The organism is Gluconobacter roseus (genome assembly GCF_046058915.1).
Classification (GTDB): Bacteria; Pseudomonadota; Alphaproteobacteria; order Acetobacterales; family Acetobacteraceae; genus Gluconobacter; species Gluconobacter roseus_A.
Window position 1 is genome coordinate 758,413 of record NZ_CP175538.1, and the last position, 18,109, is coordinate 776,521.

At 60.3% G+C, this 18,109-nt stretch carries 14 protein-coding genes and 1 pseudogene; 7 read left to right on the forward strand and 8 right to left on the reverse strand.

Going from position 1 to position 18,109, the window contains the following annotated elements:
- The first annotated feature begins 70 nt into the window (after positions 1–70).
- Positions 71–1,156, forward strand: a complete 1,086-nt coding sequence (gene purM / locus ACJ2A4_RS03580) for a phosphoribosylformylglycinamidine cyclo-ligase (RefSeq protein WP_408873646.1) — start codon at positions 71–73, stop codon at positions 1,154–1,156.
- Complete coding sequence (purN, locus tag ACJ2A4_RS03585; RefSeq protein ID WP_408873647.1) at positions 1,153–1,785, forward strand: phosphoribosylglycinamide formyltransferase; 633 nt, start codon at positions 1,153–1,155, stop codon at positions 1,783–1,785. Before purM ends, purN begins: the two co-directional genes overlap by 4 nt.
- Positions 1,786–1,809: 24 nt before the next feature.
- Here purN and ACJ2A4_RS03590 read toward each other — a convergent pair whose 3' ends face one another.
- On the reverse strand, positions 1,810–2,481 hold the full coding sequence (locus tag ACJ2A4_RS03590) for a glutathione S-transferase (RefSeq protein WP_408873648.1): 672 nt from the start codon (positions 2,479–2,481) through the stop codon (positions 1,810–1,812).
- A gap of 397 nt (positions 2,482–2,878) precedes the next feature.
- Between ACJ2A4_RS03590 and ACJ2A4_RS03595 the strand changes: the two genes are divergently transcribed.
- Entirely contained in the window at positions 2,879–3,925 is a 1,047-nt protein-coding gene (locus tag ACJ2A4_RS03595; RefSeq protein WP_408873649.1) for a phytanoyl-CoA dioxygenase family protein, read from the forward strand.
- A gap of 344 nt (positions 3,926–4,269) precedes the next feature.
- Here ACJ2A4_RS03595 and ACJ2A4_RS03600 read toward each other — a convergent pair whose 3' ends face one another.
- Positions 4,270–5,349 (reverse strand): IS5 family transposase, encoded by a 1,080-nt coding sequence (locus ACJ2A4_RS03600; protein WP_408872988.1) that lies wholly within the window; start codon positions 5,347–5,349, stop codon positions 4,270–4,272.
- Between the two features lie 150 nt (positions 5,350–5,499).
- Complete coding sequence (gene ndk / locus ACJ2A4_RS03605; RefSeq protein ID WP_011253445.1) at positions 5,500–5,922, reverse strand: nucleoside-diphosphate kinase; 423 nt, start codon at positions 5,920–5,922, stop codon at positions 5,500–5,502.
- Positions 5,923–6,068: 146 nt separating this feature from the next.
- Between ndk and ACJ2A4_RS03610 the strand changes: the two genes are divergently transcribed.
- From ACJ2A4_RS03610 to ACJ2A4_RS03620, 3 genes are all read left to right on the forward strand, one after another.
- Complete coding sequence (locus ACJ2A4_RS03610) at positions 6,069–7,976, forward strand: ABC-F family ATP-binding cassette domain-containing protein (protein ID WP_408873650.1); 1,908 nt, start codon at positions 6,069–6,071, stop codon at positions 7,974–7,976.
- 240 nt (positions 7,977–8,216) lie between these two features.
- The gene (locus ACJ2A4_RS03615; protein WP_408873651.1) at positions 8,217–9,995 is read left to right on the forward strand and encodes a Hint domain-containing protein; all 1,779 of its coding nucleotides are present in this window, start codon (positions 8,217–8,219) and stop codon (positions 9,993–9,995) included.
- A 161-nt stretch (positions 9,996–10,156) separates the two neighbouring features.
- On the forward strand, positions 10,157–11,302 hold the full coding sequence (locus ACJ2A4_RS03620; protein WP_408873652.1) for an AI-2E family transporter: 1,146 nt from the start codon (positions 10,157–10,159) through the stop codon (positions 11,300–11,302).
- Positions 11,303–11,382: 80 nt separating this feature from the next.
- On the opposite strand, the gene ACJ2A4_RS03625 is transcribed toward ACJ2A4_RS03620, so the two are convergent.
- The 3 genes and pseudogenes from ACJ2A4_RS03625 to ACJ2A4_RS03635 form a co-directional block, all read right to left on the reverse strand.
- Positions 11,383–11,811 (reverse strand): hypothetical protein, encoded by a 429-nt coding sequence (locus ACJ2A4_RS03625; protein WP_408873653.1) that lies wholly within the window; start codon positions 11,809–11,811, stop codon positions 11,383–11,385.
- Positions 11,808–12,950: a DegT/DnrJ/EryC1/StrS family aminotransferase gene (locus ACJ2A4_RS03630; protein WP_408873654.1), complete on the reverse strand. Its 1,143-nt coding sequence runs from the start codon at positions 12,948–12,950 to the stop codon at positions 11,808–11,810. Before ACJ2A4_RS03630 ends, ACJ2A4_RS03625 begins: the two co-directional genes overlap by 4 nt.
- Positions 12,947–14,906 (reverse strand): annotated as a pseudogene (locus ACJ2A4_RS03635) (polysaccharide biosynthesis protein). The gene ACJ2A4_RS03630 and the pseudogene ACJ2A4_RS03635 overlap by 4 nt, the downstream one beginning before the upstream one ends.
- A gap of 87 nt (positions 14,907–14,993) precedes the next feature.
- Here ACJ2A4_RS03635 and ACJ2A4_RS03640 point away from each other — a divergent pair.
- On the forward strand, positions 14,994–15,965 hold the full coding sequence (locus tag ACJ2A4_RS03640) for a glycosyltransferase family 4 protein (RefSeq protein ID WP_408873655.1): 972 nt from the start codon (positions 14,994–14,996) through the stop codon (positions 15,963–15,965).
- Positions 15,966–15,979: 14 nt separating this feature from the next.
- Here ACJ2A4_RS03640 and ACJ2A4_RS03645 read toward each other — a convergent pair whose 3' ends face one another.
- Positions 15,980–16,381, reverse strand: coding sequence for a MarR family transcriptional regulator (locus ACJ2A4_RS03645; RefSeq protein ID WP_024717011.1), 402 nt, complete (start codon positions 16,379–16,381; stop codon positions 15,980–15,982).
- A gap of 302 nt (positions 16,382–16,683) precedes the next feature.
- Entirely contained in the window at positions 16,684–18,075 is a 1,392-nt protein-coding gene (locus tag ACJ2A4_RS03650; RefSeq protein ID WP_408873656.1) for a leucyl aminopeptidase family protein, read from the reverse strand.
- Positions 18,076–18,109 lie beyond the last annotated feature (34 nt).

An 18,109-nucleotide genomic window follows, 5' to 3' on the forward strand; every position in this document is an offset into this window, starting at 1 on the left:
AAACGGGCGTTCCGCCAGCGCGCAGGATGCTCTAGAACGGCGTCACGTCAACCAGCGGGAACCTTTGACCATGACCGATCAGCCTGACACCTCCCCCGGCACGAGCCACAGCACGACCGGCGGCGCAAGCTACGCACAGGCCGGCGTGGACATCGCCGCAGGAGATGCGCTGGTCGACGCGATCAAGCCCGCAGCCAAGGCCACGAACCGTCCCGGCACCATGGGCGGCCTCGGCGGCTTCGGCGCCCTGTTCGATCTCAAGGCCGCAGGCTTCACCGATCCCGTCCTCGTCAGCTGCACTGATGGCGTCGGCACCAAGCTGATGGTCGCCATCGAGGCCGGCAAGCATGATGACGTTGGGATCGACCTCGTCGCCATGTGCGTCAACGACCTCGTCGTGCAGGGCGCGACCCCGCTGTTTTTCCTGGACTATCTCGCCACCGGAAAGCTCTCTGTCGAGGCCGCTGCAACTGTCGTAAAGGGCATCGCCAAGGGTTGCGCCGAGTCCGGCTGTGCCCTCGTCGGCGGTGAAACGGCCGAAATGCCCGGCATGTACGCCCCGGGCCATTACGATCTCGCAGGTTTCAGCGTGGGCGCGGCCGAGCGGAACAACCTGCTCCCCGCCAACATTGGCGAAGGCGATACACTGATCGGCCTGCCATCGTCCGGCGTCCATTCCAACGGCTTCTCGCTGGTCCGCGAAGTCGTGCGCCGCTCCGGCCTCGGCTGGAACGACCCGGCACCCTTCGCCGAAGGCCATACCCTCGCCGAAGCTCTGCTGACGCCCACGAAACTCTATGTCCGCACGGTTCTGGATCTGCACGCCAAGGGTCTATTGTACGGCTGCGCCCACATCACCGGCGGCGGTCTGCCCGGCAACCTGCCCCGCGTCCTGCCCGAAGGTCTCGGTGTGCGCATCGACGGCTCCGCATGGATCGTCCCACCCGTGTTCCGCTGGCTGGCCGAAACCGGCAATGTCGCCGCCGATGAAATGCTCCGCGTCTTCAACTGCGGCATCGGCATGGTGCTCGTCACCTCCGAGCCCGAGAAGGTCATGGCCGAACTGGATGCGCGCGGCGAAACCGGCTTCCTCATGGGCCAGATCGTCCGCTCCGACAACGCCTATACCCTGACCGCGCCGGTCTCCTTCGCATGAAGAAGCCGCACACCAGAACCAGAGCGAAAGCTCCGGCCAAAAAGACCGAGAAGGTTCCCATCGCGATCCTCATCAGCGGCCGCGGCAGCAACATGCGCGCCCTGATCGAGGCCTGCGCCCGTCCGGACTATCCGGCCGAAATCGTGCTGGTCCTCAGCAACCGCCCGGATGCCCCGGGCCTTGAAGTCGCCGAAGAAGCGGGCCTGAAAACCCTCGTCATCGACCACAAACCCTTCGGCAAGGACCGCGAGGCCCACGAGCGCGAAATCGATGCCGCCCTGCAGGCTTCCGGTGCCATGCTGGTCGTCCTTGCAGGCTATATGCGCGTGCTGACGCCCTGGCTGGTCAAAGCCTGGGAAGACAGGATGCTCAACATCCACCCGAGCCTTCTGCCCGCCTTCCCCGGCTTGCACACCCATGAAGCCGCCATCAAGGCCGGTGTGAAAGAACATGGCTGCACGGTCCATCTCGTCACATCCGGCGTGGACGAAGGCCCCATCCTCGGACAAGCCAGCGTTCCCGTTCTGGAAACCGACACCCCCGAAACCCTCGCCGCCCGCGTTCTGGAGCAGGAACACCTGCTTTACCCGGATGTGCTGGAAATGATCTGCGACGTCTTCGCGAAATAGAGCAGCTTCGGAAACAGTGGCCCTTTACGGCTTCGCATAAGCGTAAGGGCCACCCTTTTCAATCGCCCGACGATAGGCCGGACGGGCATGGATCCGCTCCAGAAACACCCGCACATTCGGCCGCCCGAGCAGCGCCCCGGCCCGTGAAGCGGCTGCCTCAAGCGGAAAACTCATCTGGATATCCGCTCCGCTCAGATCCGTTCCTGCGAACCAGCCGGTTTTCGCAAGCTCGTTCTCCCAGAAATCCATGTTCAGCAGCAGTTGCGGGTCCACAAATCCCTTCTGGGTCTCTGACGCAATTTTCTTAACCAGAGGCCGCAACAGGAACGGCACCTTCTCCGGCAACATCTGGAAAATCAGCTTCAGCAGAAGCGGCGGCATGGCAGAACCTTCCGCATAATGCAGCCAGAACACGAACCGCACCCAGTCAGACGTCTCTTCCGCCGGCATCAGACGCCCGTTACCATACCGTTTGAGAATATATTCGATGATGGCTCCCGATTCCGGCAGCACCACATCCCCGTCCACCAGAACAGGCGCCTTCCCCAGCGGATGCACTCGCTTGAGCTCAGAAGGCGCAAGCATCGTTTTCGGATCGCGTTTATAAAACCGGATTTCATAAGGCAGCTCGAGCTCTTCGAGCAGCCACAGAATACGCTGGGACCGGGAATTGTTCAGATGATGGACGACAAGCATCGGGCTCTCCCTTGATCGGGAGCTAACGGTTGCAAACAGCATGAGGTTGCCTGTTGCCGCTCGCTGGAGCAGGATACGCTCTTCTATACAGACGTTCCGAAATGATCTGCAACACTTTTACGAAGTAGCAATATAAGCAACCTGGTGCTTCCAGATTAGAGCAATAATCCGACCAACCGGCCATACTGCTTACTAACTGAGTATCATAACTTTGCGATCTCATGTTAGAGTTGTCTGTCGGGACAATTTGGGTACCAGCCGATCCGACTGATACCTTCAAGACCTGCCAGAGAATACATATACTCGCCTGATTCCACAGTTAAATCACTTGCATATTTTTCCTGAATAAGCAGATATTGGTCCAGAAATTTTTATTATGATCAAGGACAAGCATACAATGAACTATGCGGATATTCTTCCGGGAGTGCCCTATATTGATTCACCATTTTTTGATGAAATTACTGTTGAAAAGGATTTCGATGCACCAACCAGGGAAATCGCCTCCTCATTAAGGGAAAACGGCTATGCCATCATCGATTTTCCTGACCCGGATTTTGCGCAAAAAGCTGACAGAATCAGAAATGATCTGTCTTCAAATTTCGATTTCGGATACTGGCGCGAAAACCTGTGGAAAAATAATCAGGGTCTGCGAATTCAGGACGCCTGGGTTTCAAATGAAGACGTAAAATCCATAGCGGCAAATCAGACGATCATAGACATTCTTTCAAGGGTTTATGGGAAAAAAGCCTTTCCTTTCCAGAGCCTGAATTTTCCGGTTGGAACCCAGCAGCACATGCATTCCGACCATGCCCATTTCTCTTCCGTTCCCGAGCGGTTCATGTGCGGTGTCTGGGTCGCTCTGGAAGATGTTGATGAAGATAACGGAACTCTGGAATACTGGCCCAAGAGCCATAAAATCCCCTCCTATATCAATGAGCATCTTGGAGAATTGTCTATCACAAACAACTCTCCAATTGAGCACTACAAGAATTACGAGTCCTTGTGGAAAATCCTGATGGACAAGCTCAATATTAAAAGAGAAATCCTGACAATAAAAAAAGGCCAGGCTCTTATCTGGGCGTCTAACCTGATACACGGTGGGACCTTACACAAAGATCCTAACAGAACGAGATGGAGTCAGGTTACACATTATTTTTTCGATGAATGCGTCTACTATACCCCTATGCTATCCGATCCGATTTTCGGCTCAGTTCATTACCGGGAACCCATGGATATCGTCACAGGCGAAGTGAAAGAAAACAAGTATTCAGAACATTTCGTATCAAAAGACGTTATATCCAGAGAAAAGCAAATGGAAAGAATTCTTCCGTCCGATTTCAATGGCAATGACTACCTGAGCAAAAATCCGGACGTGCAGAAAGCCGGGATCAACCCGATCAAGCATTACCTGATGCATGGCATAAAAGAGGGACGAAAGTGGTGAAATGAGTCTCATAACTCACACCAGTTAATCTCTCTCAAGAAGTCATCATTTTTATATTCTTTCCTCTCGCATTTCTAAGGAAAGAAGAGGCTATGGGTTGATTTCCTGCGCTGGCATGGCTGTGTTTCGGAATGCACCCAGGATCTGACCGGAGATCAACTCATAGCCACGCCGCAAAGGCGACGGAAACAGACAGGCAATTTTAACACCTGGAGGGATCGAAGAACCGTTGGTTGATGCGCCTGGCTCGTGATTTCAGGCTTTTGGCGATTTGATTGACGGTTTTTGGGGGAGCTTTTGATCTGCGTTTTGAGCAGATCGGGGACTGCTCTCCCGCTGGATGACTATGCGCTCGCGTTCAATCTTTCGAGGAAGAGGAAGCGGCGCATGTTGTAGACGATATTGGCCAGCCCGATCCTCATGGTGGCCCGGGTGATACCGACAGTTCGGATGAACAATCCCGTCTGTGATTTCTGGTCGGCAAAGACGTGCTCGACGCGCGATCGGATCACGGACTTTCCAGCATTCGATTTCTGGATATGTCGGGGCATAGGCTTGAGATGCGGCTTTTTTCTGTGAACCTTTGAGACAAAACCCTCTTTGTCCATGAAGTCCTCATTCGCTTTCGAGCGATAAGCTGTATCAGCCCAAACGCTTGAGGCCGTATTGGTTTTATCTAACAGCCCCTCTCTCAATCGCGCACCATCACTGGCGGCGGCATCCGTCGTCTTCCATTTTCGGATGAACCGAAACTTCCGGTCGATGGACACGTGGGATTTGTAGCCAAAGAACGGGATGGCGAGATCGCTCGACGGTATGGTTCCATCGTCCTGCCGCTTCGCCTTCGTGAACTTAAGTGTCCATCGTGCATGACGATCCTTATGCGACATCTTTGCGGGCTTGTCCTGCCAGTCTTCGGGAATACGTCCTGCCCGGAGATCCGCTTTCTCAGCCTTCGTATTGCGCTGCTTTGGAGCAGCCACCAGTGTGGCATCCAGGATCTGGCCTGACATCGGTAAATACCCGGCGTTGCGCAGGGTCGCATCAAAGCGGTTGAACAGCCCTTCGATCGCACCCGCCTGGGTCAGACGCTCGCGGAACAGCCAGACCGTTTTGGCATCCGGCACCCGATCCGAAAGTCCCAGACCAAGGAAACGCATAAAGGAGAGGCGGTCGTTGATCAGATACTCTGTCCGTTCATCAGACAAATTGTTCAACGTCTGGATGACCAGAATTTTGAACATCAGCACCGGATCAAACGGCGGACGTCCGCCTTTACTTCCGTCTGAATAGGCCAGAGCCAGCTCCAGATCAGGGCGGAACACCTCAAAATCCACAGTCCGGGAAAAGGCCTCCAGCTGATCGCCAAGCCCGCTCAGCCGAGCAAGCCGCTCTTCAACATCAAAGAAACCAGGCTGCTTCATCTTCCACCATCCCCAATCAACGCCGAAGAAATGGAATCACACAGAACAGCTCAGAGCCAAGGGTTTTTCGAACCCTCCACCTTCCCAGTACAAAAAAAGGCGCGGACCGAAGTCCGCGCCTTTTTCAGGACAGAAAGTCCCAACCGCAGATTACGGCAGGATTTCGGTCTCGGCAAAGAAGAAGGAGATCTCGTTCTTCGCGTTCTCGAGGCTGTCCGAACCATGCACGGAGTTGGCTTCGATGCTCTCGGCGAACAGCTTGCGAACGGTGCCTTCAGCAGCGTCGGCCGGGTTCGTCGCACCCATGACTTCGCGGTTCTTGGCAACGGCGTTCTCGCCCTGCAGAACCTGAACGACAACCGGCTCGGCAATCATGGAGGACACGAGGCTGCCGTAGAACGGACGCTCCTTGTGAACGGCATAGAAAGCGCCAGCCTGCTTCTCGGTCAGCTGGATGCGCTTCTGGGCAACGATACGCAGGCCAGCGCCTTCGAACACGGCATTGATCTTGCCGGTCAGGTTACGCTTTGTTGCGTCGGGCTTGATGATGGAAAGCGTGCGCTCGAGAGCCATCTTTCTTCTCCTGGTTAGGACCGGCCCCTTCCGGGACCAGCGGGTAAATACCGCCGTTCCACTAGAGCAAATTCATCGTTCCTGATAGGTCTGTCGCAGTATTTTAACGTCCCCTGTTTCTTTTCTTCCGACTGATCGAGACGCCCGTGAGCCTGCTCACCATCACCGACCTGACCCTCCGCATCGCGGGCCGCACCCTGCTGGACAATGCGTCCCTTAGCGTGGACCCGGGGCGCAAGATCGGTCTGATCGGCAAGAACGGCGCCGGAAAATCCACTCTTTTGGCCGCAATCGCCGGTGATTTCGCTCCCGATGGCGGCACCATCACCCTCGCCGCCCGCGCCACGATGGGCCGCGTCAAACAGGAAACACCCTCAGGCAGCACCTCCATCCTCGATACGGTCCTCGAAGGCGATCTCGAACGCACGCGCCTCCTCGCGGAAGCCGAAACCGCGACCGACCCGGTCCGCATCGCCGACGTGCACGAACGCCTCATCGCCATCGACGCCTACACGGCCCCTGCCCGCGCCGGCGCCATCCTCTCCGGCCTCGGCTTCGATCAGGACGCCCAGAACCGCGCCGTCTCGGACTTCTCCGGCGGCTGGCGGATGCGCGTGTCCCTCGCCACGGCGCTGTTCCTGAACCCTGATCTGCTGCTGCTCGACGAACCGACCAACCATCTCGATATCGAAGCCACGCTCTGGCTGGAATCCTGGCTCGCGAAGTTCTCGGGTGCCGCGATCATCGTCAGTCATGACCGCTCCCTGCTCGACAACACCGTCGATGCCATCGCCCATCTCGATCACCAGAAAATCAGCGTCACACCTGGCGGCTACGACAATTTCGTCCGCATCCGCACGGAACAGGCGCTCCAGCAGAACCGCGCCGCCGAACGCATCGCCGCCCAGCGCGCCCATATGCAATCTTTCGTGGATCGCTTCCGCGCCAAGGCCACCAAAGCCAAACAGGCGCAGGCGCGCCTGAAAGCCCTCGAACGCCTCCCCCAGATCGACAGCGTCGTAGAAGACACCCCCACCCGCTTCTCCTTTCCCGAACCGCAGCCCCTGCCCCCGCCGATGCTGAGCCTGAACAATGTCAGCCTCGGCTATGACGGTCGCGTTGTTCTCAAGGGCCTGAACCAGCGTCTGGACATGGAAGACCGGATTGCCCTGCTCGGCCAGAACGGCCGCGGCAAATCCACCTTCGCCAAACTGCTGGCCGGACGACTGGAGCCCATGTCGGGCACCTATACCCATTCCCCCAAGCTGAAGATCGGCTATTTCGCCCAGCACCAGAGCGACGAACTCGTCCTGACCGACACGCCCATCGACCATATGAGCCGCGCCATGCCGGACGCGCTCCCCGCCGCCGTCCGCGCCCAGCTCGCCCGCTTCGGCCTCGATGAAAACCGTGCAGAAACCAAGGTCGGAGAGCTTTCGGGCGGCGAAAAGGCCCGTCTGCTTCTCGCCCTGTCCACCCGCGAAGCCCCGCACCTGCTGATCCTCGATGAGCCGACCAACCACCTTGATCTCGATGCCCGTGACGCCCTGATCCGCGCCCTGTCAGAGTTCGAGGGCGCAGTCGTCCTCATCAGCCATGACAGCCATCTCGTAGAGTCGGTCGCCGACCGCTTCTGGCTCGTTGAAGACGGCACGATCGCCCCCTTCGAAGGCGACATGGCCGAATACCGCGCGTGGCTTATCGAACGCGCCCGCAAGGCCCGCGCCGAAATGGCAGAGCGCAACAAGGCCGCTACGACATCAGCCGATGGCGGCTCCTCATCCGCCCAAAAGCGGATCGACCGCAAGGAACAGACCCGCGCCCTCGCCCCCCTGCGCCGCAAAATCCGCGACGCGGAGACCAAAATGGCCCAGCTCACCGGCGAAAAGACGAAAATCGAAGCCAGACTCGCCGATCCGGCCCTCTATCAGTCCGGCGATGCCGCGGAAGTGACGTCCCTGAACGTCCATCTCGCCGCACTCAACGCCAGCCTCGAAACCGTCGAGGAAAGCTGGCTCGAGGCCCAGGCCGAGCTTGAGGACGCCACAGGCTGACGTCCTGACATTTCCTTGACAGGAAACTTTTAACAAAAATAATTTGTTATTTGTTAACCACTGTGAGAAATGCAAGATCTCCAGTGGGTTAACGCCTTGTACTGATCTCTCCGGTACCAGCCTCAAGGCGGCTCTGCCCCGGATGACCCGAGCAGGTGGCATTTCCAGTCCGACATGTGGGTCTCGGAATGGAAAAACGCTCCGGCTCCAGAAAACCCCGTTTTCCAGAGGATTCAGAACATGGCCCGCGACTATTATTCCTCATCCGACTGCTATTATGGCCGTCCCTCCAATTCTCCCTCCTACGGCGCGCATGGCTGTTCCTACAAGCCGCATCACGCCCAGTCGGCTTCCGGCCTGACCGTCAGTGGCTGTGGCCGGACCCTGTATGTCCTTGATGGCGATTCCGTCACAAAGACATCCGTCCTGAATGGCGGAACCGTCATTGTCGGATATGGCGGGTCATCAACTGATGCCACGATCGGTAATAACGGCCTTCAGGCCGTCATCTATGGCGGCACCTCCTCCGGCACGACCGTCCAGAACGGTGGCCTCGAAGTCATCTATGCCGGCGGACGCACGGCCAAGACTGTCCTGAACGGCGGCGATCAGGTCGTGTTCGGCGGAACGGCCAGCAACACCACGGTCAACAAGGGCAGCACGCAGTATGTCCTGACGGGTCTGGCCAACGGCACGAGCATCAATAACGGTGGCACGGTTGCCGTTTCCAGCTGGGGCGCCATCAGCAACGCCTCCGTCTATAACGGCGGCAAGCTGGTCGTGAACTTCGGTTCCGTTGTGCAGAACACCAAGCTCTATACGGGCAGCACGCTGGACGTGAACTTCCTGCGCTACAACAGCGGCACGACGGCTACGATCAGCAACGACTATCTGGTCATCAGCAGCAATCACGGAAAGATCTCCTTCAAGCTGGCCGACAACTACAACGGCTACGCGAACCAGACCGTGACCCTGTCCCGTGACAGCGACGGCAGCACGCTCGTCCACCTTCAGGAAGTCTGCTTCCTGCCCGGCACGCTGATCGCAACGCCCGATGGCGAGCGTAAGGTTGAGACGTTCGAGATCGGTGACAGCGTCGTCACTCCCGAAGGCGAAACCCGCACCGTCACCTGGGTCGGCCGCGCCCATGCCCGCATCCGCGCCGGCTTCCCCGACGATCAGGCCGGCTATCCGGTCCGTATCCGCGCCAATGCCATCGCCGATGGCGTGCCGCATTCGGACCTGCTGGTCACCGGTGAACACTGCCTGTTCCTCGATGGCGGCTTCATCCCGGCCCGCATGCTGGTCAACGGCGCATCCATCGCCTGGGATCACAGCATCACGTCCTATGACTACCTGCATGTCGAAACGGATGGCCATTCCGTCATTCTCGCCAACGGCCTGACGACGGAATCCTATCTCGACACTGGCAACCGTCGCAGCTTCACGCAGAGCGGCCGCGTCGTCGCTTTCGGTGGTGCTCCGGCCAGCTGGGAACATGACGCCGCTGCCGAACTCGTGACGGACCGCGCCCGCGTCGAGCCGATCTGGACAGCCATCGCTGCTCGCGCCGGCGTCGCCGCTGACAGTGTCGCCACGACCACGGATGCTGGCCTGCATCTGGAACTGCCCTGCGGAACGCTGCTCGCGCCGCGCCGTATTGCAGGTGACCGCGCCGTGTTCAGCCTGCCGGACGGTGTCAGCGATGTCCGCATCGTTTCCCGCACCAGCCGCCCCTGTGACGTAGTCGGTCCGTTCCTCGACGACCGCCGCGACCTCGGTGTTCTGGTCGGTGACGTGACGCTGTTCGAAAGCGCCTCCACCCGCCAGGTCACGAGCCATCTCACGACGGACGCCGCTGGCTGGCATGGCCGTGAACCCGCAGCCATGCGCTGGACAGCGGGCAACGCCGACCTCAGCCTCAACACCATGACGGCAGCAGTCCTGACCCTGCAGATCGTCGCTGCAGGCCCCTACAGCCTCGAAGACGACGTCGCGCCGGTCGCCCTGCGCGCCTGAGCCACAACCGGGCTTCGGACATCCCGTCCGGAGCCCGGATTTCATCCGGGTCCACAGATGTCGTCCGCATGGACCGACTCTGAAGATGGGGACCCCATTGACCCCCTTTCCCGCTGCCCATAAGCCAGTCCGCAATGACTGACCAAGGACAGACCCCTTCCATGCCCATATCCTTTTCCGATCCGGCAGAACGCAGCGAGACGGAACCTCGCGCGCGGGAACTGTCCAGAATTGCCGGGCTCATGCGCATCACGCTGGCCCTGACCCTGATGCTGCTGGCCATCTGGCTGATCGGCGACGTCCTTGCCGTAATCTTTGCCTCGGCTCTCGTGGCGATCGTTCTGCACGGTCTTGCCCGCATGCTCCGGCGTCACGTTCCCGTCATTCCCTATCAGGGCGCGGTTGCCCTCGTGACAGGTGTGATCCTGATTGCCATGATTGGTCTGGGCTGGAACAGCGGTCCCGCCATCAGCGACCAGTTCATCCGCCTTAAACAGGCCCTGATCACCCAGTCCGGTGAACTCCGGTCCCATCTCTCCGGCTCCACGGTCGGCCAGATGGTGCTCGATCACCTGCCGTCTTCGCTGGGTGGCAATGCCGCTGGAACAGCCAATCTCGGGTCACTGGGATCAGGCCTCGCCGGATCGGTCACCGGCCTGCTCAGCAGCGTCTTCGGTATTCTCGGAACGCTTCTGGTCGTCCTGATCGCAGGCCTGTATTTCGCACTCACCCCGGCGATCTATATCGACGGCATGCTCCGCCTCGTGCCGCCCCAGCACCGTCCTGCCGCCCGTGAACTGATGCTCACAGCCGGCGCGACTCTCTGGGCCTGGACCGCCGGGCAGGCGCTGGACATGCTGGTCGTCGGCATGCTGTCGGGGATCGGCCTGTCCCTGATCGGCGTGCCGCTCGCACTGGCCCTCGGCGTCGTGGCCGGGTTGTGCAACTTCATTCCCTATATCGGCGCCATCCTCGGCGCAGTTCCAGCCGTACTATTGGGGCTTTCGCTCGGGACGCACGAAGCCCTGTTCGTCGGCATCCTGTACTGCGTGATCCAGTTCTTCGAAGGCAACGTCCTCGCCCCGCTGATCCAGCGCCGCGCCGTTCACATGCCGCCGGCACTGGCCATTCTTTCGCAGACGGTCTTCGGCTCGATCCTCGGCGCGCCAGGCCTGATCCTGGCTTCCCCCATCACGGCTGCCCTGCTGGCCATGGGCGACAAGGCCACCGCCCCGCTCGAGGACGAAAACCAGACCCGCCGCGCCGTCGGCGAAGTCACGGAACAGGAAGAAAAACAGAAGAAGTAAGTCCTCTTCACAAGGACAAAAAAAGACCGGCGCTCCCGAAGGAGGCCGGTCTTTTTCATATCCAAACCGTCACCGGCTCCTTACTTCGCAGGCTGCTGCGCGCCCTCAGGCTGAAGCGCCATGACCTGTGCGTCCGGAAAGGCATTCATCCGGTACGGGCCGTTCTTTTCAAGCTGAACGCCGATAATGTCGTCCTGCTTCTTGTGCTTCCAGATGGACACAATGACCGGCTGCCCCTGCGCCGTGGTCATTTCCAGAATGACCTGACCCGGTGCAGGCGGACGCTCGCCCGACGGCCCCCAGGCCGTTTCATGCGACTGAAGCCATAGATTGACCTTCTGGACTTCATCCGCCGTCAGATCACGGCTGACCGGCGCGCTGATCTGCCCGGCTGTGACTTCCGGCAGCTTCCAGGCATGCAGCAGCGGCCAGGTCACGAACCAGATGATGCCCACCGGGATCAGAACAAGGGCCGCAAACACCAGCAGAAGTTTCTGTTCACGTCTCACGCCTGTTCTCCTGCCCAGCGGTTAAGGGCTGCAATGATGTAACTGACGTCATCGTCCGTCAGTTCGGGATGAATGGGAAGGGCCAGAACCCGCGCACCGAGCCCTTCGGCCACCGGCAGCGAGGCCCCATCATGATGCGGCGCATAAGCCGGCTGCTGATGGAGCGGCTTGGGATAGTAAATGGCTGTCGGAATGCCCGCGTTTTTCAGAAACGCCTGAAGCGAGTCCCGTCTGCCCGCATCCGGCAACAGAACTGTATAGATCGCCCAGGCACTTTCGCTGTTAGCAACGCGCACCGGCGGCACAATGCCTTCCGGCATGGCAGCATCATAGGCCGAAGCAATCGCATCCCGACGCTTCAGTTCCTCCCCGAACACATCGAGTTTCGCCAGAAGCACTGCAGCCTGAAGCGTATCCAGACGCCCGTTGATGCCAATCCGCTCGACTTCGTAGCGCGTGCGGCCTTCCCCATGCGTGCGCAGGGAATGATACAGCGCCGCGAGATCGTCATTATCCGTCAGGATCGCACCGCCATCCCCATAGCCGCCCAGCGGCTTGGACGGGAAGAAGGACAGCGTCGTCGCCTTCGCCTCATGCCCCAGACGGCGGCCATGATACGTCGCCCCAAAGGACTGCGCGCAATCAGCCACCAGCGTCAGACCTTCCTGCGCCGTCCAGGCCTTCAGTTCGTCCCAGGGCGCGGGCTGACCAAACAGGTCCACGCCGATCACGACCCGGGGCTCCAGCTCCCCGGCCTGACGCACGGCCTCAAGCCGCTCCTTCAGAGACTCAAGACTGATCTGGAAGGTCTGCGGATCCACATCCACAAAAACCGGTGTGCCGCCCAGTAGCAGAACGACTTCCGCCGTCGCCGTATAGGTAAAGGCCGGCAGGAACACCGCATCTCCCGGCCCGATCTCCTCACCCATCAGCACCATCAGCAGCGCATCCGTCCCGGACGACACACCGATCGCATGTTTCGCACCGCCGAACTCTGCCAGACGCTGCTCCAGTTCCTGCACTTCAGGACCCAGCACGAAACGGCAATGCGCCATGACGGCGTCCACACGTTTCTGGATACTGCCCTTCAGCCGCGCCTGCTGGGCGGGAAGGTCGAGAAAAGCAATCTGCCTTGTCATGGCGCTATCATCTCCGGATCGGGATGGGACATCGCAAGCGGCGTATTGCCGTCACGGTTATGAAGAAATTCCGGCACCAGCCGATACAGGATGGCCATGACCGCGCCCAGATCACTCGCGTGACAGGCGGCCTCCAGCTCATCCATCGCAGCGGTGGCGACAGCAAAATCGACAGTACGGGGAGAGGCCATCCGCAGACCGGGCGCATCGGTCGGAACCGGCGCCTCACGTCCATGGAACAGCTCTTCAAACAGCTTTTCGCCGGGCCGCAGTCCGGTAAAGCGGATCTCGATATCGCTCTCGGGCCGCAGACCGGCCAGACGGATCATCTGGAACGCCAGATCCATAATCCGCACCGGATCACCCATATCGAGCACGAAAATACCGCCCTGCCTGAGCCGCTGGTCCGTCGCATCGTTCTGCGCGCGCTCATGCGTGCCCCGCACCGCCGCCTGCAACACCAGCCCCACGGCCTCGGGCACCGTCATGAAATAGCGCGTCATGTCCGGATGCGTAACCGTCAGCGGCCCGCCATGCTCAAGCTGCCTGCGGAACAGCGGCACAACCGATCCCGTAGACCCCAGCACATTGCCAAACCGCACGGTCACGCAACGCATGCCGCCCTGCCCGGCCCGCGCCCGCATATCGAGCGCCTGTCCGTACACTTCGGCACAACGCTTGCTCGCCCCCATCAGACTGGACGGATTAACCGCCTTGTCCGTGGAAATCATGACCATCGCCTGCGCCCCGGCCCGCTCGGCCTCGTCCGCGACGATCCGTGTTCCGATCACATTGGTCAGCACACCCTCGACCGGATTGTCCTCCACGATCGGCACATGCTTGAGCGCCGCCGCATGAAAGACGATCTGCGGCCGGTATGCCCCGAACACTTCAGCCATCCGCCGCCGGTCACGCACATCCGCAATGATCTGATGGCGTTTCACATCGCCAAAGCGTTCTGAAAGATCCAGATTGATCTGCCACAGCGCATATTCACTGCTCTCGATCAGCAGAAGCATGGCCGGCTGGAAAGACGCAATCTGCCGCGCCAGTTCGGAACCGATACTGCCCCCGGCCCCGGTTACGGCAATAACGCGCCCACAGATCAGCCGCGCCATACCCTGCGAGTTCGAGCGCCACCGGTGGCCGGTTCAGCAGATCCTCGATCGCGATGGGACGAAGCTCCACCCGGTCAGCCGGCTGCAACGCCGTCAGCGATGGCGTGCGCTGCACATCAATATCATAGGCCCGGGCCGCTTCGAGAATGCGGGACAGTTCCTTGCCCTTGATCTCCCCGGCCGTAATAACCAGCGCATCCGGCAGCTTTCCCGAAGCAAACAGCCGCTCCAGGATCGCCGGCGTCTCACTGATTGTCCCCAGGATCGGACAGTCATAAATCCGCCGTCCGGCCTGCTGCGACCCACCGGTCAGCAGCCCCACCACACGCCGATTGTTCTCGCTGTCCCGCTCCATGGCCCGGATAAACAGATCGGCCTCATGATCCGCCCCAAGCAGCAGGATACGCTCCCCATTGAGCGCCACGCTTTTGCGCCGCGCCGCCAGCCGCCACATCATCCGGATCGCACCCAGGAAGACGAGCAGGACCAGCGCATGAATGATGGGGAAGGTCGGCGTCGGCAGCGGATAGCCCGCCACATGCAGCAACCCCGCAAACAGCAGCGCGCTCAGGACAGACGCACAGGCGATGTTGAACAGGTCCGCCACACCCGAAAACCGCCAGTACTGCTGCGGAATCCGGAACGGCAGCCCACCAACCAGCAGCGTGATCCCGCCCCCGGCAATGAACCACAGCGGATGCAGCCACCCGCCCGCCGGATCCGCCAGCCAGCGCGCCACGGGTGCCGCCGCCGCAGACACGACTCCGTCGAGCGCAACATTGAGCGCGATGCGACGGGCCTGCATCGACGGACGCGACGACGGGCCGGAAGGGGGCATTGAGGCCGGAGACGCGGGCCCTGTAGAATGAACAGATGTCACGCGCCCCTTATAGCGCCAAAAGCCGCCCTCCCATAAAGTCGTCCCATGCCCTTTTCTTTCCAGAACCTTACCAACGGCCTCTCGCTCGCCTGTATCGCCGCCGTTGTCCTGTGCAATCTCCTGATTCTGCTCATGATCCGCGCGGGTGTTCTGGACCATCCCGTCGCCCGCAGTTCGCATACACGCCCCACCCCGAAGGGGGGCGGCATCGGCATCGTAGGCGCCTTCGTCCTCTGCCTGCCCCCCGCACTTCATGCGGCCCACGCTTCCGCACAGGTGATAGCGCCCGTCACCGGCCTGCTTCTGGGCATGATCCTGCTCGGCGCGGTCTCATGGCTCGATGATGTCCGCCCCTTCGCCGCGCGCTACAAACTCGCCGCGCAGTTCGTCGCCGCCATCGCCGCTGCAATTGGAACAGGTGCCCCGTTTTACGAACTGGTCCCGTTCGTCCTGGCTGCTGTTTTCATCACAAATGCCCTGAATTTCATCGACGGCATCAACGGCCTCGCTTCCGGCACAATGGCCATTTCCGCGCTCATTCTGGCCAGCGCGGGCATCATGCCCGCAACCTTCGTGCTGCTCGCTGTCTGCCTGCTGACCTTCCTGCCCTATAATTTTCCGAAAGCCCGGATTTTCATGGGCGACGTCGGCAGCCAGCCCATCGGGCTCGCGATGGCCTGGGGCGCCATGACCGGCTTCAACACCGGAGGCGGCGTACTCGTCATCGCCCTGCTCTCAGGCGTGCTGTGGGACGTGTGCTTCACGCTCCTGCGTCGCGCACGCGCTGGTGACAGGCTCGCACAGGCCCATCGCGGCCATCTCTATCAACTGGCCATCCGCTCAGGACTGCCCGTCCCGCTCGTCACATTCATCTATTGGGGATTTGCCCTCTGGGGCGCTGCGGCCTTCGCCACAGGTCAGATCATCACAACCATTCTGATGATCCTCCTGCCACAGCTTGTGTGGACAGGATATGTCTGCACGCGGGCCAGAACCCGCGTGCAGGACCGCTGGTAACCCAGCGGCTTAAATCAGCCAGCGCGACGGCTGCTCAGACGCTCGACCGAAGCCGAAGCGCGTTCCGTGCGCGTGGAGCGCGTGCCGGAAGCTTCCGCCATGACGGCACGCATTTCACGCAGGAAGGTGGAACCCTTCAGCGTACGCTGCACCAGCACGGAACGGCGATCCAGCGGATCGACCTTCCGGCGTGCCAGATCCAGCTCGCCCAGACGATCGAGCGCGCGGGTAATGGCCGGCTTGGAGACCTTGAGTTCCAGTGCCAGGCCACGGACCGTATGAGCCCCGTCCCGCAGATAGCAGGTCAGGAAGACGGCGAGCTGACGGGCGGAAAGGTCGGGTCCGTCACGACGGACCATGGAAACGATGGTGTCGCACAGAAGGTTGAGCATCTGATCATTGGTAGCCTGGGGCATGATCTCTCTCCTAAGCAGTCCGTCCCCTGTCTGTTGTCCGATCCCATAACAGGACCCGGCAGGACCGGGGGCGACGTGAAATTGTCTCTGCCTCTCCGCTGCGGGAGAGACCGTAGTGGCACTCAGATGGTGATTCGAAACGCATACGCAAGCATATGGGTTCCAAAACAATCCAGTAAACGATGACTCAGCATCGAAACGATAAGGGGCGTATGCCTCATCCGAAGGCTTTTGACACCCCAATCTTTCAGCACTCTGTCGCTCGGCCAGACTGTTCGCAGAATGAAACGCTTTGTGGAAGATCAGGAATTATTATGAACCCGTGACAATGTTTCCAGAATTGCCCGAAGACCCAGTACTTCTCCGCCCTCTGGTCGACCCGGCCGCGCACCATCATTCCACGCATAAGTGTCGATATGCGCCCATTTCTGGCCGTTCGGGACGAATTTCTGAAGATAAAGTGCGGCTGTAATCGCGCCAGCCATGGGTTTGGACGTCACGTTTCCGAAATCAGCCACTTTACTATCCAGCCATGCATCATAGCCATGCCAGAGTGGCATTCTCCACATTACATCGGCTGTCGCTTTTCCCAATTCGATAATGAGTGAGGCCAGTTCATCGTCATTGCTGAACAACGCAGGCACATCCGGACCGAGTGCAACGCGCGCAGCCCCCGTCAAAGTTGCAGCATCCAGAATGGCATCCGGACGGCTTTCAGACGCTTCCGTTATCAGATCACACAATACCAGACGCCCTTCCGCATCCGTATTGCCGATTTCGACCGTTTTGCCACTCCGCGTCCGCAGCACGTCGCCGGGCCGCATGGCATGACCCGAGACACTGTTCTCGACACAGCCCAAACGCAGTTCCAGATCCACATCCAGCCCAAGGTCAATCGCAGCACACATGACGGCCAGCATTAGCGCCGCCCCGCCCATGTCCTTCTTCATGCGCAACATGCCAGCAGCGCCCTTGAGATCGTACCCGCCCGTATCGAAACACACGCCCTTGCCGACCAGCGACACCCGCGGCGCACCTTCCCGGGCCTTCCACCGCGCTACGACCACAGCCGGCTTGCGCTCCGACCCCTCACCCACATCGGCCAGACACGGATACGCACTCCGCAGATCATCACCTTCGACAATGCTGACAGTGGCCCCGCGATGCACCAGCGCCGCCCCGGCCATATCCGCCAGTTCACGCGGTCCCAGCAGGTTGGCGGGCATGTTGATAAGATCACGCCCGAACCAGACCGCCTTCGACAGCGCCACCAGCCGCTTCGCATCATCCGGCACGACCATCCGTGTCGTCAGAGGCTTGGCCTCACCAAGGCTGAACCGGTACGCCCCCATGCAGAACCCGAGCAGCGCACTTTCCAGCGCCGCCTCCCCGAGCCCGTGCAGCACAGCCGCCCAGTCCCCAGCCGGCAAAGCGGTTCCAAGCGTTCCAAAAGCGGCCGGATCGTTCACCCGCGCGGAGGCCACACACAGAATCGCAGCACCAACGCCGTCCTCACCCGGCAGCAGCGTGAAGGCACCGTCTTTCGCGGAAAACCCCTGCCCTTCAAGAAAAGCCGCGTGATCGCCCAGAAGCCCGGAAATCGCAGCGCTGTCCTCACAGGCCACAAGATGCACCAGACGGGCCGACGGCGCTTCGGCAGAGGTCACGAATGGAAGCTGGGGATGCGAATTCATATGACTTTCTTCCTCAAAGACCGGCCCGACCCGA